Genomic DNA, 21,616 nt, shown 5'->3' with positions numbered 1-21,616 from the left:
ATGAAACGGTATTTTTATATTTACTGAAAAGTACATTTCATTTTTCGGAACGAATGTTTAGACCGACTGTTTTTGTGGTGATCCCGTGCCGCTCGCGGGTTTGCGCAAATGCGGAAACAATCTGAAAAAATAAAAAATAAAGTTGCTTGAACGATTCACCGTTTTTTTCGCCGCGGTAAATATGCAAAGATAATTACGCAAAATTGAGTTTCCTAACCTCGTTCATATATAAGGATTGTTCGATGTCCAACAATGGCTCGTCACCGCTGGTGCTTTGGTATAACCAACTCGGCATGAATGATGTAGACAGAGTTGGAGGCAAAAATGCCTCCCTGGGTGAAATGATTACTAACCTTTCAGGTATGGGTGTTTCCGTACCGAATGGTTTTGCAACGACCGCCGATGCGTTTAACCTGTTTCTGGAGCAAAGCGGTGTAAACCAGCGCATTTATGAACTGCTGGATAAAACGGATATCGACGATGTCACCGAGCTTGCCAAAGCCGGGGCGCAGATCCGCCAGTGGATTATCGACACTCCTTTCCAGCCTGAGCTGGAAAATGCCGTCCGTGATGCCTACGCGCAGCTTTCCGCGGACGATGCCCATGCCTCTTTTGCCGTGCGCTCCTCCGCCACCGCAGAAGATATGCCTGATGCTTCATTTGCCGGTCAGCAGGAAACGTTCCTCAACGTCCAGGGCTTTGATGCCGTGCTGGTGGCCATCAAGCACGTCTTTGCTTCGCTGTTTAACGACCGTGCAATTTCTTACCGTGTGCACCAGGGTTATGACCACCGCGGCGTAGCGCTTTCTGCTGGTGTTCAGCGGATGGTGCGATCCGACCTGGCCTCTTCGGGCGTCATGTTCTCTATCGACACAGAATCTGGCTTCGATCAGGTGGTGTTTATCACCTCCGCATGGGGCCTGGGCGAAATGGTGGTGCAGGGTGCCGTTAACCCGGATGAATTCTATGTGCACAAACCGACCCTGGCGGCTAACCGTCCGGCTATCGTACGTCGCACCATGGGTTCGAAAAAAATCCGCATGATCTACGCGCCGACCCAGGAACACGGCAAACAGGTGACGATCGAAGATGTGCCGCAGGAACAGCGCGATATTTTCTCACTGACGAACGAGGAAGTGCAGGAACTGGCGAAGCAGGCGGTGCAAATCGAGAAGCACTACGGTCGTCCGATGGACATCGAATGGGCGAAAGACGGTCACACCGGCAAGCTGTTTATTGTGCAGGCGCGTCCGGAAACCGTTCGTTCTCGCGGCCAGGTGATGGAGCGTTATACGCTGCATGCGCAGGGCAAAATCATTGCTGAAGGCCGTGCTATCGGCCACCGCATCGGTGCGGGTCCGGTAAAAGTCATTCATGACATCAGCGAAATGAACCGCATTGAACCTGGTGACGTGCTGGTTACTGACATGACCGACCCGGACTGGGAACCGATCATGAAAAAAGCGGCGGCGATTGTCACCAACCGTGGTGGTCGTACCTGTCACGCGGCAATCATCGCCCGTGAACTGGGGATCCCGGCGGTAGTAGGCTGTGGTGATGCAACCGATCGCATCACGGAAGGCGAGAATGTGACCGTCTCCTGTGCCGAAGGTGACACCGGCTACGTGTATGCCGATATGCTCGACTTTAGCGTTAAGAGTTCCAGCGTCGAAACGATGCCGGACCTGCCGTTGAAGGTGATGATGAACGTCGGTAACCCGGACCGTGCATTCGACTTCGCTTGCCTGCCAAACGAAGGTGTCGGGCTGGCGCGTCTGGAATTTATCATCAACCGCATGATTGGCGTGCATCCTCGCGCGCTGCTGGAATTTGATGACCAGACGCCGGAACTGCAAAACGAAATCCGCGGAATGATGAAAGGTTTTGATTCGCCGCGTGAATTCTACGTCGGTCGTCTGACCGAAGGGATCGCGACGCTGGGTGCGGCGTTCTATCCAAAACGCGTCATTGTGCGGATGTCAGACTTTAAGTCCAACGAGTATGCCAACCTGGTCGGCGGCGAGCGTTACGAGCCGCATGAAGAGAACCCGATGCTGGGCTTCCGCGGGGCAGGCCGTTACGTGGCAGACAGCTTCCGCGACTGCTTCGCACTCGAATGTGACGCGGTGAAACGTGTGCGCAACGAGATGGGACTGACTAACGTTGAAGTGATGGTGCCGTTTGTGCGTACCGTGGCGCAGGCCAAGGCAGTGGTGGAAGAACTGGCTCGTCAGGGTCTGAAGCGTGGTGAGAACGGGCTGAAGATCATCATGATGTGTGAGATCCCATCCAACGCCTTGTTGGCTGAGCAGTTCCTTGAGTACTTCGACGGTTTCTCTATCGGCTCGAACGACATGACGCAGCTGGCGCTGGGTCTGGACCGTGATTCCGGCGTGGTGTCTGAACTGTTTGATGAACGTAACGACGCGGTGAAAGCGCTGCTGTCGATGGCGATTCGCGCGGCCAAGAAACAGGGTAAATACGTGGGTATTTGCGGTCAGGGCCCCTCTGACCACGAAGACTTCGCGGCCTGGCTGATGGAAGAGGGGATCGACAGCCTGTCGCTGAACCCGGACACCGTCGTACAGACCTGGCTGAGCCTTGCGGAACTGAACAAGTAATACCCTGCCGGATGGCGGCTTAAATGCCCTATCGGCCTACGGTCAGCATTATTCGTAGGCCGGATAAGGCGCGAGAGCGTCGCCATCCGGCATTCATACCTTGCTCAGGCGCTGAATAATATCCTGACGAAGTTGATACTTCTGAATTTTACCGGCGGCGGTGCGTGGTAGTTTATCGACAATCACCAGATGTTCTGGATATTTGTATTTTGCTACCCGCTTGCGGCTAAAGAAGGCCACCACCGATTCCAGCGACAGCGAGTGATGTGGCGGTTTAAGCACCACGTAAGCGCACGACCTTTCCCCTAAACGCTCGTCCGGCATTGCCACCACGCAGGCATCGTGAATACGCGGATGCTGCAATAAAATGTCCTCAACCTCACGGCTGCTGATATTTTCGCCACCGCGCACGATAATATCTTTCTTACGTCCGGTAATCTTAATGTAGCCCGCCTCGTCCATACGGCATAAGTCACCGCTGTAGTACCAGCCGTCTTGATCCAGTGCTCTGGCAGTCATTTCGGGTTCATCAAGGTAGCCCATAAACACGTTCGGCCCGCGCGAGGCTTCTTCGCCCTCCACGCCAGGCGGCAGCGTATTACGTGCCTCGTCAACCACTTTAATTTCAACGCCCGCAGCGGCGTAGCCGTCGGTATTCATCATGTGGGAAAGCGAATCATCGAGATTCACCACTGCATGCGGTGAGCTTTCGGTCGAGCCGTAAACACTTAACAACTTAATGCCGCGCTGCTGACACTCGCGGGCAATTTTCTGCGGAATGGTGGTGCCCCCGCATAAGAAAAAGCGTAACGATGAGAGGTCGTAAGGCCGTTTTTCCACGCAGCACAGCATGTCATAGACGAAGGGCGTGGCGCCGAGGACGCAGGTACAGCGCTGTTGCTCCAGTAGTTCAAGACAGGCTGTTGGGGTAAATATATCCAGCAGCACGCTACGTGCGCCGATTAAAAAGGGGGCCGTGACACCGTGCAGAAAACCGGTGGCGTGCCCCAGCGGTGCAGGCATTAAAAAAACATCCTGCCAGTTGAGGTTAAGGCGGGCGCAGTAGGCGCGTTCGCTGGCGAGAATATTGTTATGAGTCAGCATTACTCCTTTTGGCATACCCTCTGTGCCGGAAGTGAACAGCACGGCGGCTAACGCGTCGGCGTGCACGCTAACGGTGTGGGTTAACTGGGGGGAGGTCAGAAGCTGGCTTAGCGCCAGCGAAGCAGTTGCCGGGGCCAGTTTATCCACGGCAATAATTTGTTGCAGGTGCGGCAACTGATTCTGTAAGGGCAGGATCAGATCCACCGGGCGAGTCTGTTTAAACAGGGTTGGCGCAAAGAAGAGCTTCGCCTTGCATTTGTTTAGCACCCATACCAGCTCTGCTTCGCGCCAGGCAGGCAGTAGCGGTACGGAAACGGCACCAGTTTTCAGGCAAGCCAGATAAATCACGGTAAATTCACACCAGCCCGGCAACTGGAAGGCCACACGATCGCCGGGTTGAATGCCGCTGGCTAAAAACCAGGTGGCCAGGCTGCTGGCGGCGCGGTCGAGTGCGGCGTAGGTGTAGGCATCGCCGTGATTATCGACCACGGCAATTTTATCCGGTACGGCCCGGGCGGTCTGGCTCCAGTAATCGCCCAGTGAGGCATCACCCCACAGTCCTTGCTGTCGCCAGGCATGACGACGCTCGGCGTTAAACGTTAATCTGACACTCATTGCTTTGTCCCTGGATGATTGCGGCATACGTCTTGCCGGACGGCGACTGGGCCTTATCCGGCCTGCAACTGGCAATATCCGTTATCCATAACGAAAATCGATGCCAAAAGTGCCGAGCGGGTACGTCCATTGTTCAAGTATTGTTTCGCCGCACAGCACCCGACAGGTTCCGCACTCCAGACATCCGGCGGAATCAAAATGGATATTTCCGGCCTCGTCCTGCTTGTACAGTCCGGCGGGGCAGGCATAGAGCAGTTTGCGAAACTCGTTCAGATCCGGGTGGGTGGCCAGAATAATGTGCGGATGTCCTTCATCAACGTTGAATTTATTGACGCCCAGCTTGACGTCAACGTTCACGGTGTTGTTCTGGTTCATAACGCGGTCGCTCCCTTAATGCCGTCTTTCAGTAAGTTCATTAACCCAATGCGTTTTACATGGGGCATGATCCTTTTGCGCATTGGGGGCGTCGGACGTCCGTCAACGGTGAATATTTTGCTCATAATATCCGCCACCATGCGCGGGTACTGGGTGAACAGACGTGGGTTTTCCATCAGTGCCGGGATCTTGCGAAAATGCTGCAACTCATGCATGACGCAACCCTGCTCGAGGGAGCGCTTGTATTCCATCAAGCTGTTGGCGGAGAAATCCTGGCGTTCTTTCGCCGCGATAGCCGTTTTCGCCGCAGCCTCTGCGGAGGCAATGGCCAAATCCATACCGCGGATCGTATACCCCAGATTCAGGCAGAAGCCGGCGGCATCGCCGACGATCATCACACCGTCATCGACCAGTTTAGGCACCATTGCCAGGCCGCCTTCTGGCACCATATGCGCCGAATATTCCAGCAGTTCACCCCCGGCAATCAGCGGACGAATGGTTGGATGCTGCTTAAAGTCTTCCAGCATTTGTGGAACGCTCTTCGTTGCGTGGGCGATATCGCCCAGCCCACAAACCAGGCCCAGAGAAATTGAATCCTGATTGGTGTACAGAAAACCACCGCCCATCAAGCCGTTTGACGGGGAACCGGCAAACAGCCAGGCTGCGCCGTCGTTGCCCGAAAGATTGAAACGGTCTGCAATGACCGCGGGCGGCAAGCCAATCAACTCTTTAACGCCGACGGCGTAGTGGTGTGCTGAAGCGGGCGGGACCATGCCGAGCGAGCGACCGAGTAGGGAGTTGACGCCGTCAGCGAGGATGACGATGTTAGCCTCCAGAACATCGTCACCGGCCTGAACGCCCGTAACCTTATTACCTTCGCGGAGTAATGCATCGATGCGTACGCCTGGAATAAACTGCGCGCCGGCCTGTTCGGCTTTATCCATTAGCCACGGGTCAAAACGGCTGCGTAAAACCGTGTACGAATCCTGCGTTGCGGCCGTGTTTTTTTCACCATGAAAATCGAGCGTGACGGCGCTTTCTTCGGTTAGAAAAGAGATTTTTTCGCGCGTCACTTTGCGTTCGACAGGCGCTTCCTCGGCAAATCCTGGCATGATGCTTTCAAGGCTATGTGCATAGAGACGCCCGCCGGTCATGTTCTTACTGCCCGCACTGTTTCCGCGCTCGATGACCAGTACGTCCAGTCCGGCTTTTGCCATTACGTAGCCAGCGACCGCTCCCGCCACGCCAGCACCAACCACAATGGCATCAAATTTTTCATCTGACATGCTTATGCTCCCTTCCCGCCGCGAGCGCAGCGGGAGATGTGGATTAAATGAGGGGGGTTAGCGGCTTAACTGTTCGATCAGGGCCGGCACAACTTTGTAGATATCGCCCACCAGGCCGTAATCGGCATAATTAAAGATCGGCGCTTTTTTATCTTTGTTGATGGCGACGATGACTTTTGCACCATTACCGCCGACCATATGCTGGATTTGTCCGGAGATGCCCAGCGTCAGGTACAGGTCAGATTTCAGCAACACGCCGGAAACGCCAATGTAGCGTTCGCGCTCCATCCAGTTTTCGCCTTCAGCAATCGGACGGGAACAACCGACCTCTGCGCCCAGCACGGCCGCCAGTTTATGTACCATCTCCAGATCGGCTTGTGCCACCAGACCGCGGCCGACGCCCACCACGCGTTTGGCTTTGCTGAGATCCACGCTGCTCAGGGGTTTGGCGCGACGCTCCTGACACATAATTTCATGGCGAGGGGGGATGTACGGCGCAGCGGTAACAGGGCAGGTGTGTGCCGGGTTGGCCTCGCTCGACTCCAGTACGCCGGATGCAAGCGTGATTATGGCCAGCGCGCTATTGAGTTTTTCTTTACCGAATGCCAGACCGCCATACATGCGGTGTTCAACGAACAGTGCGCCAGCATCAAGACTTACCGAGGTGGCGTCATTCACCATCGCCGCATTGAGTTGAATGCTCAGACGCGCGCCAAGGGATTTCGCGCGCTTGGTGGCGGGCATCAGCAGTAAACCGTTGTGATCTTGCAGCAGCGAAGTGAAGGTTTCGGCATAGTTTTCAATGCGCTGTAAGCCGGAAGATTGCTCAAGCACGATAATGCTATCGGCCCCCAGCGGCAGAACCTGATTTGCCTGCTCGCTACCTTGCACAATGATATGGACCTGTTCACCCCATTGACGCGCGCCGGTCATTAATTCTGCGTAGCGTTCAGCGTTATCGCTAAATACCCAGACGTTGGCTAATTTACTCATAATGTTTTCTCTCCGTTGGGCTTAATTCAGGGCTTTTTTCAGGTGGTCGGCCAGTTCAGCAATGGCGTCCGCTGAATCATTTTCCAGAATGATGCGTTTACGCTCGGTTTGTGGCGGAACCGTTATTGCCACCAGTTCCGCTAACGGCGGCACAGGCGTCCAGCCAATATCGCTGGCCTGCCAGGGGGTGACGGCTTTTTTCCCGGCGCCAAGAATGGCTTTCATTGACGGAATGCGCGGCGTGTTGATATCTGACGTGACGCAAAGCACGGCGGGGAGCGGGAGTTCAAGCACTTCGATCTCGTTCTCAAGCGTGCGCTCGACCAGAATCCGCTCACCGTGACGTTCAATCTTGCTCACCGCGTTGACGACGGGCAACTGCAGGAGTTCGCCTACCAGCAAGCCCACCTGCTGTGCATAGATATCGCCCGACCCTTCGCCGAATAACATCAGGTCACATTCGATTTTTGTTGCGGCGCAGGCCAGCGCCTGGGCGGTATCTCTGGGCAGTGCATGTTCCAGTTGCGCATCCTGGACCATAAACAGGCTGTCCGGCCCGCGGGACAAGACGTCTTTACGCACTTTGGAGTTTTGCAACAGCGAGCCGCCAACCGTTAAGGCGACGATCTCGTCACTTTCTGCAGCCAGTTGCGCTGCGGCTTCGATGGCGTTTAAGTCAAATTGGCTGATTTTGGCTTCGGCTCTGTCGAAATTAAGCGAACGCTCAGGGGTAACGACAATGTCCTGTTCTTCAGGGACCAACTTAAAGCAGGTGACTATTTTCATGGCATCTCCGGTGAATCATGTTCAGATGATGACGGGGAGCGTCATTATCGGCAGTAGGGAAAGTTGACTGAAATTAGTGTGCGGCAGGTGAGGGGCATTTTCGACGGGACAATCTGTTTTCGTTTCCAACAATCTTGCAAAAAAAAGTGTCGACCGGACGCTTTACTGATAAGCGCTGATTAAACGTCATGGGGGGCGGCAATAAACAGAAAAAACGCGCAGGATGTGAAAATTGCGAAATGCATCATGTTTTTAATCAACATATGATTATTTATGTTTCTGTTATGTGAATAATTGACGGCTAAATAATAACATTTATGCTTTTTATTAATTTTAAAACGTTAATAAGCTGTGCGGATAATGCCTGTTGACTATGCGTACCATCTTGCAGGAGGCCCCAATAATTTTGTTTCTTCAGGGTGAAATAACGTTGTATAACATGCTCAGTCTCTTTATTTCATCGCTATTATTCATCCAAAATTATCCGGTCTTAAGGTGGAGGTTGTCATGTATCAACGATGTTTTGATAATGCCATGGAAACCCTTTTTGAGCAGGGGAAAACCCCTGTGTTTTCACGCTTCGTCATCAGCGACGATCCGAACTGGGAGTCAGGCCACCATGTCCATGACAATGAAACCGAGCTCATTTATGTCAAAAAAGGTGTCGCCAGGTTCATTATCGACTCGTCACTGTATGTTGCCCACGCCGGCGATATTGTGGTGATAGAGCAAGGCAGGCTGCATGCGGTCGCGTCTGACAGCAGCGCACCGGCTACCACCTACACTTGCGCACTGGCAGGATTCCGCTTTAACGGCTGGCAGGATAACCAACTGCTGCAGGCGCATTCGTGCCCGGTTATCAGCGTCGGACAGGGAAAGGAGGTGATTAAAAGTATTTTTAATGAACTGAGTATTATGCTGCCACGAAGCAAAAATAACCCGACCTCGACGGCTTACGCAGCTTTCGCCTATGCGTTAACCGTGCTGTATTATGAAAATTTCAAAAATGCGTACCGTTCGGAGCAGGGATATATTAAAAAAGATATCTTAATTAAAGATGTGCTGGTGTATTTAAATAACAACTTTCGGGAAAAAATTACACTTGAACAGTTGTCAAAAAAATTTCGCGCCAGCGTTAGTTACATTTGTCATGAATTTACTAAAGAGTATCGGATCTCACCGATTAATTATGTTATTCAGCGGCGAATGACGGAGGCTAAATTTTCTCTGACCAATACCGAATCATCACTGGCAGAAATTTCGTGGCGAGTGGGATATGAAAATGTCGATCACTTTGCCAAACTCTTTCAGCGCCACGTAGGCTGCTCGCCCAGCGAGTATCGCAAGCAATTTAAAAACAATCTGCTTGAGCAGGAATGCCTGATGCCGGAGATCTAATTAGCGGTTTTCTGCGTGCCCGGTAAGTTTGACGCCTACCGGGCCATTAACGCTTACTTGTTCTGGTAATCTTTCAGGATCTGACGGCCCGCAACGTAAATCATGATTTCATCCGTGCCGCCGCCAATGCGCTCACAGCGTACGTCGCGCCAGAAGCGGGACACGCGAGCCTCATCGGTATACCCCAGTCCTCCCATAATTTGAATCGCGTCGTCAATCACTTCCATCGCCGTACGCGCGCAGTACAGTTTTGCCAGCGCAGCGCTGGTCCTCAGTGATTGCTTCTGATCGGCCTGCCAGGCGACCTTCAACACCATATTACGCATGTTTTCGATTTTAACCGCCATTAACGCCAGTTTTTCCTGGATCATCTGGTTGTGGCCGATCGGCTTGCCGAAGGCAATTCGTTGATTAGCATAACGCGCGGCATCTTCGAAGGCACACTCGGCAAAGCCGGTACTGCGTGCGGCGTTGATCAGCCGCTCCATTTCGAAGTTGTACATTACGTTGAGGAAGCCCATGCCTTCTTCACCAACCCTATCGCTTTCGTCAACTTCAACGTCGTCGAGGTAGACTTCGCAGGTGCTTAACATGTGCCAGCCGATCTTGTGCAACGGGTTCACCTTAATACCCGGTTTACTGGAATCGACCCACCACAGCGTAAAGGCTTTCTTCGGATCTTTTGGCTCCGGGTCGCGGGCCAGTACCAGCATGTACGGGTACTCTTTAGCACCGGTAATGAACGTTTTTTGCCCGTTGAGATACACTTTGCCGTTTTTTCGCGTGTAGCTGGTGGTGGCACTGTTGTTGTCAGATCCGGCACCCGGTTCGGTTAACGCCAGCGCATATGCGGGATCACCGGTTTCCATGGTGCTTTCCGCCGTTTTGCGTAACTGCTCGGCGGAACCAAAACGGAGCATGCTGTGAATACACTGCCCGTTAGTGATTAAAAATGCCGGAGCGCCGCATTTTGACACTTCCATCAGCGCCAGCATCTGGGTGACATAATCTGCCGGTATGCCGCCGAACTCTTCCGGCACGCCCAGCATCGAAATACCGTTATCCGCAAGGGCGCGCATAAACTCTTTTGGGTAGGTGGCGGTCTGATCGCAGGTGCGGAAATATTCTTCCGGAAAATGGCTGGTGATCAGTTCGCGAATGCTGGCAAGCAGCAGCTCTTGTTCTTCAGTTAACGAAAAGTCCATTAGGGTACTCCTTTTAATTGGCTGCGTCGGGCAAGACAAAACCCATGGGGGTATTGATAAATAATCTTTCGTCCATCAGTTTTAACTCAGGGGAAATAACCGGGGCGAAATCCATTTTGTCCAGAATATCGTTTTGCAAAGAAACGCCGGGGGCAATTTCTACCAAATGGAGACCATCCTCTTTTAAGGTAAAGACGGCACGTTCGGTGATGTAACGCACCTCTAATCCGCGTTCGAGAGCAATTTTTCCACTGAAGGTTATTTCAGGTAATTCACTGACGAATTTTTTCACCCGACCTTCCTGGACAATATTCAGCTTGCCGTCGGCGACGTCTGTTTTCAGACTTCCGGCAGTGAGTGTGCCGCAGAAAATAATTTTCTTGGAAGTGGCGCTAATATCAATAAATCCACCGGTGCCCATAATCTTGCCATTGAATTTATGTACGCCGACGTTGCCGTGGCTGTCCACTTCAGCAAAACTCAAATAGCACACATCCAGACCGCCGCCGTGGTAGAAATCGAACTGCGTGGTCATATCCATAATGGCACGGGTGTTAACGTTGGCACCGAAGGCAATGCCTTGCGAGGTTATCCCTCCCACTGGGCCGGTTTCGACCGTCAGAATAAAGTCGTCGGCGCAGCCTTCTTCACGAGCAACCAGACCAATACCGTCAGCGATACCGACCCCAACGTTACCCACCGCGCCTTTGCGCATTTCGAACAGGGCGCGCCTGGCCACCAGTTTGCGCTGGTTGAGCGGCAGGGCGATTTGCTGGCTGTCATCAAGGACAAAGTCGCCGGAAATAAAACGGTTAACCGGCGCCCCGCCGTACAGTTGGGTCTGATCAGGGTCAACCACCACGATGTCCACCAGATAGCCCGGGATCCGCACCGCTTTGGGGTGTAAGGTGGCTTTCTTGACCATTTTTTGTACCTGCATCATGACGATGCCGCCGTGGTTATGCACGGCCTGGGCAATCACCAGCGCATCGAGGTACATCACCTCATCCTCAAAAGTGGCGTAGCCTTCGCTGTCACAGGTAGTAGCGCGAATGAAGGCGATGGTGGGCGCGATGGCCTTGTAGTAGAGGTACTCCTTGTTGTCTATCTCCACCAGTTTGATCAGATCGTCGGTGGTTACGTCATTGAGCTTGCCGCCCTGCTGGCGGGGGTCAACAAACGTGCCGATCCCAATATCACTCAGAATACCCGGCTGGTGGGCTGCGGCTGCACGCAGCGTTTGCGTCAATACGCCCTGAGGATAGTTATAGGCGGCGATTTTATTTTGTTCAGCTAAATCGGAAATGCGCGGTGATTGCCCCCAATGTCCGCATAGCGCCCATTTGACCAATCCTTCTTGTGCCAACGGGCTAATACCCCGGTCGGCGCGATCGCCCAATCCCGTCGGACTAATTAGCGATAAATTACGCGGAGTTTGGCAGGTTTTATATTTTTCGGCCAGTGCGCTAATTAATGTGGTGGCCTCCAGAATACCGCCGCCGGCGCCTAATACGCAGAGCGTGGCTTCATCAGGAATATAATCAACTGCATCCGCTGCCGATAATACCGGCACCCGACCGTTAATACGTTCAGGTCTGTTAAGTTTCATATAAACTCCAGGTTACAGGCGTGAGGCTGCCTATCGTTTTATTCGATAAAAGAAATTTATTTATTTTAAAAATAACTAACCGTCTGCCCGATATTCAAAATGATATGAATAACAGGGCAGGGGGGTATTTAAAACAGTACAGAAATATTCTGTTATTAAGCCTGATGTAAAATGGTCAGTACGCTGCGCAAATCGGAAACCGAGATCTGCCCGGGCGCTGAGGCTTTTTTCACCGCACCAAAGGTCGCCGCAGAACCAAAAACTTCACCCGCCAGTCGCGAAATTACGCCGGTTTTGGCCATCGACATAGTAATGATTGGGCGGTCGGCGTAGTGCTCCTGCATCTCAAGCGTAGCGCTAAGCAGCGTCAGGACATCTGTCTTGTTTTGTGGCATCAGCGCAATTTTCGGGATATCTGCGCCCAGCTCCTGCATTTTACGCAGCCGCTGGATAATCTCTTCTGCTGCCGGTGTTTTGTGGAAATCATGATTCGACATAATCACCAAGACCTGCTTCGCGTGCGCATGCTCGACGGTGGCTTTGACCTGTTCATCGCCGGTGAACAGCTCCAGATCGATCATATCCACCAGCCCGCTATCCACCGCCGCACGGTTAAGCGCAATATAGTCTGCAACAGACAGCGCCTGTTCACCGCCTTCTTTGGCGCTGCGGAAGGTGAAAAGTAGCGGCTTATCGCTCATCACGTCGCGGATTGTGCGGGCCGCTTCCAGCACCGCGTCAGTGGAAGAGACATCGGCAAAATGGTCAACACGCCATTCCAGGATGTCGAAGTCCGCGTCGCGGTAGGCCAGCGCTTCGGTTTTTACCGTGGCGATGTCTTTACCCATTAACGAAACAATGATCTTCGGCGCACCCTCGCCAATCACGAGGTTTCTTACGGTTACGGTTTTCATTGATTACCCTTTAAAAATTCACAGATTGTTGCCCGTCAGGCGGCAAACCCCATAACCTGCTTAACGTATTCCAGCGGAAAATCTTTCCCGGTCCACAATTTGAACTGCTCAGCACCTTGCCATAACAACATGCCGTAACCATCAATGGTTTTGCAACCGGCACGCTGCGCCTGCTGCAGTAACTTGGTCATATGCGGATTGTAGACGCATTCGGTTACCAGCAGATCCGGGCGTAGGAGCGATTCATCGCTAACAATGGATTCGTTTTCCAGTGGTTTCATGCCGACTTTTGTGCCGTTGGTCAAAATGTCTGCACTGGCCAGAGCCTCGGCGAACGCCTGTTGGTCGGCCAGATCGATAACGGTCACCACACAGTCGGTGTTTTCATTCACGCGTTTGGCGAACTCAAGCGCCTTGCTAAAGAAATCATCCTGACGGTTAAACAGTTTAATCTCTTTAATGCCCTCAATGGCGGCCTGTGCGCCGATCGCGGTCGATGCACCGCCCGCGCCCAACAGTACCATGGTTTTGCCTTTTATATCGAAGCCGCTTTCCTTAATGGCGCGAATATGGCCGGTGCCGTCGGTGTTGTAGCCACGAAGATAGCCATTGTCATTGACGATGGTATTGATGGCACCGACCAGTTTAGCGGCTGGGGTTAATTCATCGACATATTCGCACGCCAGCTGTTTATTGGGCATCGAGACGCCGGTACCGCGCATCTTTAACGCTTTCAACCCTTCAATGGCACCCGCAAAGGTTGTGTTATCGACTTCAAATGCCATATAGGTAAACGGCAGTCCGGCTTTTTCCAGCGCCTTATTTTGCATTTCTGGCGACAGGCTGTGTCTGATGGGGTAGGCCATCAGGCCAATCAGTTCATATTTTGCAGTAACATCCATTTTTAACTCCTTGTGAACTCTTTATTGAAAATAACGTTCGCCCAACCGCACATCGTTTTTGGGTATATCAAATACGCGGTAGTAACGGATAAAGACGATAATGGCCGTGATAAATGCCAGCAGGGCAAAGACCAGATCGAGCAAAATAATGTATTGCAGGCCGATGTTAGACAGGTATCCGGTGATCAGCGGGATAATGAAGTTAGCAACGCCGCCCATCATCATATAAACGCTGGTGACTTTGGCTTTGCTCTTCGGGAAGAACTCCGACATCACCGAGACGCCCAGTTGTAAAATACCGCCAGCGGCAGAGAACCCGATGAGAAATGAGCCTGCGTTACAAACCAGCGGCGAGGGGTACAAATAGATAACCGCTGCTGTAATCGTTGCCAGCCCGGCGTTAAAGACGTTGGCCCAGATCGGACGGACTAATTTCTTCAGCAGTGCAGCAAAAATAAACACGCAGACCAGGGAACCCATACTGTAGTAAGAGATGGTTTTCAGCGCGTCGGCTTCGGCCATCCCGGCAAAAGCCATGGCGTATTTCGGCATCCACACCACGATGACGTAAAAGGTTGAAAATGCGGCCACGCCGAACATCACTGATGCCACACCTTCCAGCCACACCAGCGGCTTACTGTTCATCTGCGGCAGATCTTTCGCCACGCCTGCGTCCACCACTTGGCTGGGGAAGCGACTCTTGAGCAGCATTAAGGTAATCACCACGAACAGGATGCCCGGGACAATGACGGCATAGCCGTACCAGATATGATTCAATAACATGGTGCTGACAACGAGCGGGTAGATCATCTGCCCAAAAGACACCATCGCCTTCACCAGAATAACCGCCGAACCGGACGCTTTGGGGAAGCACTCCATTAACGCCGGATAGCCACCGGTATCCAGCGCGGAGTTGGCGACGCCCACACAAACCGCCAGAATAAAAGCAATCATCAGATTTGGGCTGGCGGGAATACCGAAGAAGAACAGCATATAAAGAATGACGCCTAACAGGATAATAGCCCGACGACCAAATTTATCGGAGAGTACGCCAAAGAATAAAATACTGACCAGGCGGCCCAATCCGATACCGGAAATTAAATAGGCAATCCCCGCATTGTCGGTGGAAAATTTCTCTGCCAGGGAAGTCATGTTTTGTGCCAGCGTAATGACACTAATGCCATGCAGGAAATAACTGAGATAAATACAGGTTATTGCCAGAAGAAATGGCGTATTAAAAGCCTTGCTCTGAGACATTTCGCATAACTCCTTGCAGATTTTAATAGGGTTAGTTTTCATCGTAATAATATTGATTGCGATGATGATGTCATTACTATACCGAGTGACGGATGCTGTACCTACATAGCATGACGCTTAAGTGACCAGGTATATTGCATAGCAAAGTGTGAAATTAATTCTTCCTGTTGCCGTTTTGCTGTTGTTTTAAATAGTCCGCAAATTATTTTGCAGACGGGGGGAACAATATTGCATCCGTGCTATTCGGCGAGTGGCGCCATTTTTAATGGATACTTTGTCGCCATGCGGCTGCGATAACCAATGAACAGTGCCAGCAAGAAGCCGATGGCAGCCATGCCGGTATCAAACCACATGATATGGGCAATGCTGGATTGTGAGAGTTTTGCCGTAATCAAGGGAATGGTGAAAGTGGCAATACTGCCCGCACTGTAATAGATCCCGGTGGCTTTACCCTTGGCATGCGGGAAGCGCGCCGCCATCAGCGTTAGCCCGATTTGCACCACGCCGCCAGCAGATGAAAAACCGATGACAAAAGCAAACGCGATCACCACCGTTGGTGTAGGGTGCAGGCAGACCGCCAGCAGAGCAATAAACGAGATGAAGGTGTAAAGCATTAACAGCGTCGGTGCGCGTTCGGCCTTCCTCGCCAGCGGGGCGGTGATCAGCACGCACAGTAGCGAACCGCACGTGTAAACGCTCAACAGCTTGATGGATAACGTATAGGACATGCCAGCGACAAACTGACCGTACTGAGCCAGCCACTGGCTCACCAGGTAAAAGGTGGCCATTGAGATGTAGCCGTACAGGGTGTAGCTGCCAAGATCGATCAGGGAACAACGATGCGTAGCCATCGTTGTTTCGGGTGCTTCCTTGACGGTGGGTTGGCGTCCCGGATGCGCAGGAAATCGGCAGCGAAATAAAAATATGCCGTTGGAAATCATGATGCCTGCCGCCAGCAGGAAGGACCAACCAAACCAACATTCGCCCCACACCAACAGGCTGATGACCATCGGCAACAGGAACTGGCCGCTGGAGACAAAGGCTTTAATCAGAATATTCGCGGTGCTGGGGGTGCGGGGAAATGCCTCCATCAGGCTGGGGTAAGTTCCCGCATCGAGAAAACTGTTCGCCATCCCGGCTAAAAAACCAAACGCGTAGGCAATGTAAATATTGTGCGTATTGATAATACCCACGAAGAAACAGAGATAGCAGGTCATGCCGAGCAGGATAAACGGCCTGCGCCCATAGCGATCGGAGAGTAAACCCGCCAGTAATAAGACGCTTAATCGACCAATGCCGAGAGAAGAAATGACAATCGACACGCCTGCCGCATTGGTTTGCCACTGTTGTTCCAGTGAGGACATATTGAGGCTCATCAAAATGACCCCCATACCGTGTACCAGATAATTAAGGTACAGCCCTATCGCAGTGGAGAAATAGGTATTTTTCATAATGTGTTACTCAGCGAAGAGGCTAAAGGGTGTGGCGTCGCGGTTTCCTAGCACAAACGCTCGAGGTCATGGGCAAAAAGTTCAACTGCCGTCGATTGATAAATTTTCCAGTCGAGGAAATTATCGTCGTGATAGACCGCCTGAAAAGACATCAGGTCGGGGAAAAAACGCATCGTATTATTACCAATACGATTGTTGATTTTTTCGATGATGGCATTAATTCGCAATTTGCGCTTTGCTTTCATTTCTGCACAGTGCTGCACAATGATCTCTGGTATATCACGATCACCATTTTCCCATTGTTGCCAGGCGGTAACATTGCCATCACCTGCAATATAAATCGCACTTTCTTCAATCGATAGCGCAAAAAGGTGGCGGAATGCCTGCAATTCGAATGCGTTCATCATGTCATCACTTAATAAAAACGGTGGAGTAGTAATAACATTACTGCGGATATTTCGACTTGAAGAGAGTCACACTATCTTGTGCAATATTATTTGTTATTGATCTGTGAATACGACGGGGATTGACCTTTCAGGTCGCGAGTAAATCACCCCTTGCGGCCGATCACATTAACTAAATAACATAATTCCACTGGCTATTTCCGCAATTGTTCACGTTGTCGCGCCTCTCGATACTTGTCAGAGCAATGGTTGATGGAGAGAGGGGAGTTACAATGATGAGTATTTACAAGGATGCAAAACGGTCGGTGCACGAACGCGTGGCTGATTTGCTGGCGCGCATGACACCTGAAGAGAAATTCGCGCAAATGCATGCTTACTGGTTGGTGCTATCTGAAAAGGGCGACCACCGGGAACGCAGCGACATGAGTGACGAGTTTGCCGGTGTGAGCGGTCAGGCGGCACTCACCGAGCGACTGAGAATGGGTGTTGGACAGATTACGCGCCCGCTGGGTACCCATATCGTTGAGGCAAAAACGGGCGTGCGGGCGGCGAATCGTTTACAAAAGATGTTAGTGGAAGAGACGCGACTGGGCATTCCCGCGCTGTTTCATGAGGAGTGCCTGGTGGGGTTGTTATGTAAAGGTGCCACCCTGTTTCCCTCGTCGCTGAACTACGGTTCAACCTGGGATCCTGAACTGGTCAAGCGTGCCGCCAGGCAGATTGGCCTGGAGGCGCGTTCAACCGGATGCCGCCAGGGGCTGGCACCGGTGCTGGATGTCTAACGCGATGTCCGCTGGGGTAGGACGGAAGAAACCTTTGGTGAAGATCCATGGCTAGTGGGGGTAATGGCCTGTGCCTATGTGCAGGGCTTACAGGGCGAAAAACGCGATGTGCTGGCGACGCTGAAGCATTATGTCGGGCATTCGTTCAGCGAAGGTGCGCGCAACCATGCGCCCGTGCATCTGGGATTCTGTGAGCTTAACGATACCTTCCTGCTGCCGTTCGAGATGGCGGTTAAATTGGCCAATGCCGGATCGGTAATGCCTGCCTATCATGATATTGATAACCAGCCGGGGCACAGTGACAATTATCTGTTAACCACCGTTTTGCGCGAGCAATGGGGATTTGATGGGATTATTGTGGCGGATTACGGTGGTGTGAGTTTGCTGCATCAGCATCATGGCGTGTCGCATGATGCTGCGCAATCTGCAGCGCTGGCCTTTAATGCCGGGTTGGACGTTGAGTTGCCGAAAGACGACTGCGCCCGCCATTTAGCTACGGCGGTTGAGCGTCGACTGATGACCATGACCAAAGTCGATGAGATTGTCTCCCGCATCCTGACGGAGAAATTCCGACTTGGCCTGTTCGAACAGCCGTATACCGATGTATCCGCGATTGACCTACAGTCCGATGAGGCACGCAAGGCAGCGCGTGATGTTGCCACTAGCTCGATAACGCTACTGGAAAATAACGGTATTTTGCCGCTGCAGGGCAGACCGCGCGTTGCGGTGATCGGCCCCACGGCGGACGATCCGCTGGCGCTGCTCAGTGGTTACAGCTTCCCGGTGCATCTGATCATCAGCGATATGGCCGACAGCGCCGTGCAGGTGACGACCCCGCTGTCCGCGCTGCGCCACTATTTGGGCGATGACCATATCGACTATGCGAAGGGCTGTCATATCATAGAGAAACGGTTGGCGGGCGCACCGGTGTTTCCCGGTGACAGCAGTGGCAAACTGATGCAGTCCTCCCCGGTCTCCACTGACCAACGTTTGATTCCTGAAGCGGTTGCCGTCGCCCGTCGCAACGATGTGGTGGTGGTCTGTGTCGGCGATCTGGCCGGACTTTTCCAGAGCGGCACGGTGGGAGAAGGCTCGGATACAGACAGCCTCACTCTGCCGGGTGTACAGCAACAACTACTGGAGGCTCTGGTGGCGACGGGTAAACCGGTTGTTGTGGTGATGACAGGCGGTAGGCCATACAACCTGCAGGGGCTGGAGGACCATGTCGCCGGGCTGTTAGGGGCCTGGGCGCCGGGTCAGGAAGGTGGCTGGGCTATTGCCGATGTGCTGACCGGACGGGCTGAGCCGCTGGGCAGGCTGGTGGTTAGCGTGCCGAAAAGCGCAGGTGCTATGCCCTATTACTACAATCACAAACTGAAAAGCGGCGGAACGCCGTTTGCGTTCCACTTTGGATCCCGCTATCCCTTCGGCTACGGCAAAGGCTGGACCGAGTTTGCCTGTGAGGAGGTAGCAGCGCTGGCGAAGGATGTCCCAGTGGAAGGCGAGATTGCTTTGCAGGTAAGGTTAAGTAACCGTGGCGAGCGCAGGGGAAGTGAGGTGGTGCAGGTGTATGTCCACGATAAAGTGGCTTCGATGGTACGCCCCGTTAAAGAGCTGAAAGCGTTTCAACGCCTCACGCTGGAGCCCGGTGCACGCGCGACGCTGACCTTTTATGTGCCGGTGGATATGCTTAACTTCACCCGCCGGGATGGCAAACGGGTGGTTGAACCTGGCGAGTTCGACCTGATGGTCGGGAATTCATCTGCGAACATCTGGGCGAGCACGACGGTCAATGTGGTTGGTACGCTACAGATTATGCCGAAGAATTGGCAGATGATGAGCCGCTGCGTGGTGAGCTGCGAGTAAATGTTAAATAGGGTTCATCGCAGGTTCACATGAATCAACAAAAACGGCAGGCAGAATGTTTAGGTTTTTTTTGGCGAATCACATCCTAAATCTTCAAAACTGCCGTTACTATAAGTACTCATCTTATCGCTCTTTTCTGGAAAAGGTTCAGTGGTTCTTCCTGTACTGAGCTGCCTGCGATATTCTGCTTGTGGGCTCTCAGTCCCGGCTTGGTATTTATTCACTTTTGCTGGGGTGTTTTACTCCACGCATCATCATATTTAATTAATCCATCAAGATAAAACCACTCAATACTGTTAAATCTAAATCCGATACTTTCAATCATGTTAGGACTATTAGAACCAGGGGTGTAAGTATGAGATGCGTTGACGAACATGACTACCACATCACCAAGCGTTATTCTGTATATTTCTTTTTCTATACCTGCGTCATTGGCTTCATAATAATGAATAATCATCTGCTGAAAGCGTTTAGATAAGCAAACCGCATTGGCTAATATAGGGCTGCTTTTGTCTGTCTGTTTATGAATAGTAAAAGCTTCATGCTGTCTTGTTCCCTCCATTCTACCTGTGTGTGAACTCACTGGTTGAGAAACACCATAACTACTGCTCATTATTTCTATAGAGCCTTCCCTGCCCAATACTTTACAGTTTCCTGTGATCTGGACACCATTCTCATCATATAAATAAGCGTAAGCGGGTAAGGACATTTTTACTCCCCTAGTTGGTGAATAATCCCATCAATATCAATAATGAATGAATCATAGTAATTTTTGCCGTTTAACATATAACTAACTGCATAACTTACACCGCTTGTTAAAGCTACATTAAAGCAGGTGTCGGGGTAGGTTAGTTTGACTCTTTCCCCTATCAGTAATTGCTTATTTTCTTTCCCATATCTCTCTAGTGTGTATCTACTTAACACATCATTCTGATTTACTGAAAAGCAAATGTGTGGATTGTCAATGTAAATGGATTGACGATCCCCAAATTCAGCACCCTCATGATTACCGCCGGGACAGCCTGTCAAGCTAAACACCAAAAGAAGAATCACTAATGATTTATTCATGATGGAAACGGCCCCAGAACTTTATCATACTTGGCTAATACCATGTTATCTGGTTCGCATGGGTTATAATCCCTTAACATGTACAAACTACTGTGACCGTAAAAACCATAGTGTTTAAGTAACCAATAATCACTAGCAATACTTGCCTGTTGTTCTAAACTGTAATTAAGCAGGTTAGGTTTATCTAAATTATATGTGTAATCGGCAGCCCATGACATAGACCCACGAAACCTTACCCACATTCCCTTTTGATGCTGCCAAACGTGCATCATTTCATGTAAGAAAAGGTGCTGAGATTTTACCGGCGCAATAGAAAAATCATGTTCATATTTTTCTGGGCGAAACCACATCTCCCCATTCGGCGTCATAGCTTGCCCAGAATTTTGCAGATTGAAGGGAAGGTAGCTTTCTAAGTGAATCCATACTTGATTGTAATGGATACTGAAACCATACAGTGAGCTTGCAAGGTTAATCTCACCCAGCCTTAACCGTCTTATGCCACCTTCGTTTGTTCTTTTCCAGTTAACCGAATTGGGATAAGGATATTTCATGTCAAACCCTCCATGCTGAAGAGGTATTATGGCGTTATGATCAATAAAATCAATTGTTTATATAATGAATGAGTGGTGTAAATATGATAAATGAATACAATGATTAATCAGCTTTGGGCAAGTATCCGGGGACGTTTTGACCTGTTTTCTTAATATTCCTGCAGTTTTTACTGAATGTGAGAGCAAAAAAAAGCCCATCGTGGGAGATGGGCAAAGACTACACACAGCAATTCGTTGTTTCACTCAGGGGATTTCCATGCTTATAAATCAATGTGTTGATCTAAAGCCTTGAGACAATAGTAGGCATGTCGATTTTTCACGTCGATCAGATTCATCTCAATAGTTTAAAAACTGTAAAGAAATTGCGACACAAATGAGGGTTTTAAGGCAGGAGGCGTGGGATTGGGGCAATGAGTGCTGAAGCATCAA

The 21,616-nt window shown here is 51.4% G+C and carries 17 protein-coding genes, 1 other RNA gene and 1 pseudogene; 3 read left to right on the top strand and 16 right to left on the bottom strand.

What is annotated here, in order from left to right; translation table 11 throughout:
- Nucleotides 1-242 precede the first annotated feature (242 nt).
- Complete coding sequence (gene ppsA / locus IB214_RS13105; RefSeq protein WP_117343008.1) at nucleotides 243-2,621, top strand: phosphoenolpyruvate synthase; 2,379 nt, start codon at nucleotides 243-245, stop codon at nucleotides 2,619-2,621.
- A gap of 93 nt (nucleotides 2,622-2,714) precedes the next feature.
- Here the strand turns inward: ppsA and fadK are convergent, their stop codons facing one another.
- The 5 genes from fadK to IB214_RS13080 form a co-directional block, all read right to left on the bottom strand.
- The gene (fadK, locus tag IB214_RS13100) at nucleotides 2,715-4,340 is read right to left on the bottom strand and encodes a medium-chain fatty-acid--CoA ligase (RefSeq protein ID WP_117343009.1); all 1,626 of its coding nucleotides are present in this window, start codon (nucleotides 4,338-4,340) and stop codon (nucleotides 2,715-2,717) included.
- A gap of 81 nt (nucleotides 4,341-4,421) precedes the next feature.
- The gene (locus tag IB214_RS13095) at nucleotides 4,422-4,715 is read right to left on the bottom strand and encodes a ferredoxin family protein (RefSeq protein ID WP_115258648.1); all 294 of its coding nucleotides are present in this window, start codon (nucleotides 4,713-4,715) and stop codon (nucleotides 4,422-4,424) included.
- Nucleotides 4,712-6,001 carry an FAD-dependent oxidoreductase gene (locus IB214_RS13090; protein WP_117343010.1) on the bottom strand — a complete coding sequence of 430 codons (1,290 nt, stop codon included), beginning with the start codon at nucleotides 5,999-6,001 and terminating at the stop codon, nucleotides 4,712-4,714. The genes IB214_RS13095 and IB214_RS13090 overlap by 4 nt, the downstream gene beginning before the upstream one ends.
- Nucleotides 6,002-6,058: 57 nt before the next feature.
- Nucleotides 6,059-6,994 carry an electron transfer flavoprotein subunit alpha gene (locus IB214_RS13085; protein WP_117343011.1) on the bottom strand — a complete coding sequence of 312 codons (936 nt, stop codon included), beginning with the start codon at nucleotides 6,992-6,994 and terminating at the stop codon, nucleotides 6,059-6,061.
- A gap of 21 nt (nucleotides 6,995-7,015) precedes the next feature.
- On the bottom strand, nucleotides 7,016-7,780 hold the full coding sequence (locus IB214_RS13080; protein ID WP_117343012.1) for an electron transfer flavoprotein: 765 nt from the start codon (nucleotides 7,778-7,780) through the stop codon (nucleotides 7,016-7,018).
- A gap of 507 nt (nucleotides 7,781-8,287) precedes the next feature.
- On the opposite strand from IB214_RS13080, the gene IB214_RS13075 reads away from it, so the two are divergent.
- A complete protein-coding gene (locus IB214_RS13075) occupies nucleotides 8,288-9,178 on the top strand; it encodes an AraC family transcriptional regulator (protein ID WP_115258644.1) in 891 nt (296 codons plus the stop codon).
- Nucleotides 9,179-9,231: 53 nt separating this feature from the next.
- On the opposite strand, the gene IB214_RS13070 is transcribed toward IB214_RS13075, so the two are convergent.
- The 7 genes from IB214_RS13070 to IB214_RS13040 form a co-directional block, all read right to left on the bottom strand.
- Entirely contained in the window at nucleotides 9,232-10,383 is a 1,152-nt protein-coding gene (locus IB214_RS13070) for an acyl-CoA dehydrogenase (protein WP_115258643.1), read from the bottom strand.
- Between the two features lie 13 nt (nucleotides 10,384-10,396).
- Nucleotides 10,397-11,992, bottom strand: coding sequence for an acyl CoA:acetate/3-ketoacid CoA transferase (locus IB214_RS13065; RefSeq protein ID WP_115258642.1), 1,596 nt, complete (start codon nucleotides 11,990-11,992; stop codon nucleotides 10,397-10,399).
- Between the two features lie 155 nt (nucleotides 11,993-12,147).
- A complete protein-coding gene (gene aroD, locus IB214_RS13060; protein ID WP_117343013.1) occupies nucleotides 12,148-12,906 on the bottom strand; it encodes a type I 3-dehydroquinate dehydratase in 759 nt (252 codons plus the stop codon).
- A 35-nt stretch (nucleotides 12,907-12,941) separates the two neighbouring features.
- The gene (gene ydiB / locus IB214_RS13055; protein WP_115258641.1) at nucleotides 12,942-13,808 is read right to left on the bottom strand and encodes a quinate/shikimate dehydrogenase; all 867 of its coding nucleotides are present in this window, start codon (nucleotides 13,806-13,808) and stop codon (nucleotides 12,942-12,944) included.
- A gap of 21 nt (nucleotides 13,809-13,829) precedes the next feature.
- Nucleotides 13,830-15,065, bottom strand: coding sequence for an MFS transporter (locus IB214_RS13050; protein ID WP_117343014.1), 1,236 nt, complete (start codon nucleotides 15,063-15,065; stop codon nucleotides 13,830-13,832).
- A 239-nt stretch (nucleotides 15,066-15,304) separates the two neighbouring features.
- Nucleotides 15,305-16,516, bottom strand: a complete 1,212-nt coding sequence (locus IB214_RS13045; RefSeq protein WP_117343015.1) for an MFS transporter — start codon at nucleotides 16,514-16,516, stop codon at nucleotides 15,305-15,307.
- Between the two features lie 47 nt (nucleotides 16,517-16,563).
- Nucleotides 16,564-16,920 carry a YdiL family protein gene (locus IB214_RS13040; protein WP_117343016.1) on the bottom strand — a complete coding sequence of 119 codons (357 nt, stop codon included), beginning with the start codon at nucleotides 16,918-16,920 and terminating at the stop codon, nucleotides 16,564-16,566.
- A 272-nt stretch (nucleotides 16,921-17,192) separates the two neighbouring features.
- Here IB214_RS13040 and IB214_RS13035 point away from each other — a divergent pair.
- Nucleotides 17,193-19,568: pseudogene (locus IB214_RS13035) on the top strand (glycoside hydrolase family 3 N-terminal domain-containing protein).
- Between the two features lie 220 nt (nucleotides 19,569-19,788).
- On the opposite strand, the gene IB214_RS13030 reads toward IB214_RS13035, so the two are convergent.
- From IB214_RS13030 to rprA, 4 genes are all read right to left on the bottom strand, one after another.
- The gene (locus IB214_RS13030) at nucleotides 19,789-20,277 is read right to left on the bottom strand and encodes a type VI secretion system tube protein Hcp (protein ID WP_117343017.1); all 489 of its coding nucleotides are present in this window, start codon (nucleotides 20,275-20,277) and stop codon (nucleotides 19,789-19,791) included.
- Nucleotides 20,278-20,279: 2 nt separating this feature from the next.
- Nucleotides 20,280-20,636, bottom strand: a complete 357-nt coding sequence (locus IB214_RS13025) for a putative T6SS immunity periplasmic lipoprotein (RefSeq protein ID WP_117343018.1) — start codon at nucleotides 20,634-20,636, stop codon at nucleotides 20,280-20,282.
- The gene (locus IB214_RS13020; protein WP_117343019.1) at nucleotides 20,633-21,187 is read right to left on the bottom strand and encodes a type IV secretion protein Rhs; all 555 of its coding nucleotides are present in this window, start codon (nucleotides 21,185-21,187) and stop codon (nucleotides 20,633-20,635) included. Before IB214_RS13020 ends, IB214_RS13025 begins: the two co-directional genes overlap by 4 nt.
- Before the next feature lie 182 nt (nucleotides 21,188-21,369).
- Nucleotides 21,370-21,477, bottom strand: an RNA gene (gene rprA / locus IB214_RS13015) — antisense sRNA RprA.
- Nucleotides 21,478-21,616 lie beyond the last annotated feature (139 nt).

Origin of the sequence: Citrobacter sp. C1 (genome assembly GCF_014596895.2) — a bacterium.
GTDB classification, from domain to species: domain Bacteria; phylum Pseudomonadota; class Gammaproteobacteria; order Enterobacterales; family Enterobacteriaceae; genus Citrobacter; species Citrobacter gillenii.
This window is presented reverse-complemented; position numbering and strand designations above follow the sequence as displayed.

What these genes read in the sequence shown, in the direction of transcription:
- ppsA (WP_117343008.1), top strand. Translation starts at nt 243, where the DNA reads ATGTCCAACAATGGCTCGTCACCGCTGGTGCTTTGGTATAACCAACTC.
- fadK (WP_117343009.1), bottom strand. Translation starts at nt 4,340, where the DNA reads ATGAGTGTCAGATTAACGTTTAACGCCGAGCGTCGTCATGCCTGGCGA.
- IB214_RS13095 (WP_115258648.1), bottom strand. Translation starts at nt 4,715, where the DNA reads ATGAACCAGAACAACACCGTGAACGTTGACGTCAAGCTGGGCGTCAAT.
- IB214_RS13090 (WP_117343010.1), bottom strand. Translation starts at nt 6,001, where the DNA reads ATGTCAGATGAAAAATTTGATGCCATTGTGGTTGGTGCTGGCGTGGCG.
- IB214_RS13085 (WP_117343011.1), bottom strand. Translation starts at nt 6,994, where the DNA reads ATGAGTAAATTAGCCAACGTCTGGGTATTTAGCGATAACGCTGAACGC.
- IB214_RS13080 (WP_117343012.1), bottom strand. Translation starts at nt 7,780, where the DNA reads ATGAAAATAGTCACCTGCTTTAAGTTGGTCCCTGAAGAACAGGACATT.
- IB214_RS13075 (WP_115258644.1), top strand. Translation starts at nt 8,288, where the DNA reads ATGTATCAACGATGTTTTGATAATGCCATGGAAACCCTTTTTGAGCAG.
- IB214_RS13070 (WP_115258643.1), bottom strand. Translation starts at nt 10,383, where the DNA reads ATGGACTTTTCGTTAACTGAAGAACAAGAGCTGCTGCTTGCCAGCATT.
- IB214_RS13065 (WP_115258642.1), bottom strand. Translation starts at nt 11,992, where the DNA reads ATGAAACTTAACAGACCTGAACGTATTAACGGTCGGGTGCCGGTATTA.
- aroD (WP_117343013.1), bottom strand. Translation starts at nt 12,906, where the DNA reads ATGAAAACCGTAACCGTAAGAAACCTCGTGATTGGCGAGGGTGCGCCG.
- ydiB (WP_115258641.1), bottom strand. Translation starts at nt 13,808, where the DNA reads ATGGATGTTACTGCAAAATATGAACTGATTGGCCTGATGGCCTACCCC.
- IB214_RS13050 (WP_117343014.1), bottom strand. Translation starts at nt 15,065, where the DNA reads ATGTCTCAGAGCAAGGCTTTTAATACGCCATTTCTTCTGGCAATAACC.
- IB214_RS13045 (WP_117343015.1), bottom strand. Translation starts at nt 16,516, where the DNA reads ATGAAAAATACCTATTTCTCCACTGCGATAGGGCTGTACCTTAATTAT.
- IB214_RS13040 (WP_117343016.1), bottom strand. Translation starts at nt 16,920, where the DNA reads ATGAACGCATTCGAATTGCAGGCATTCCGCCACCTTTTTGCGCTATCG.
- IB214_RS13030 (WP_117343017.1), bottom strand. Translation starts at nt 20,277, where the DNA reads ATGTCCTTACCCGCTTACGCTTATTTATATGATGAGAATGGTGTCCAG.
- IB214_RS13025 (WP_117343018.1), bottom strand. Translation starts at nt 20,636, where the DNA reads ATGAATAAATCATTAGTGATTCTTCTTTTGGTGTTTAGCTTGACAGGC.
- IB214_RS13020 (WP_117343019.1), bottom strand. Translation starts at nt 21,187, where the DNA reads ATGAAATATCCTTATCCCAATTCGGTTAACTGGAAAAGAACAAACGAA.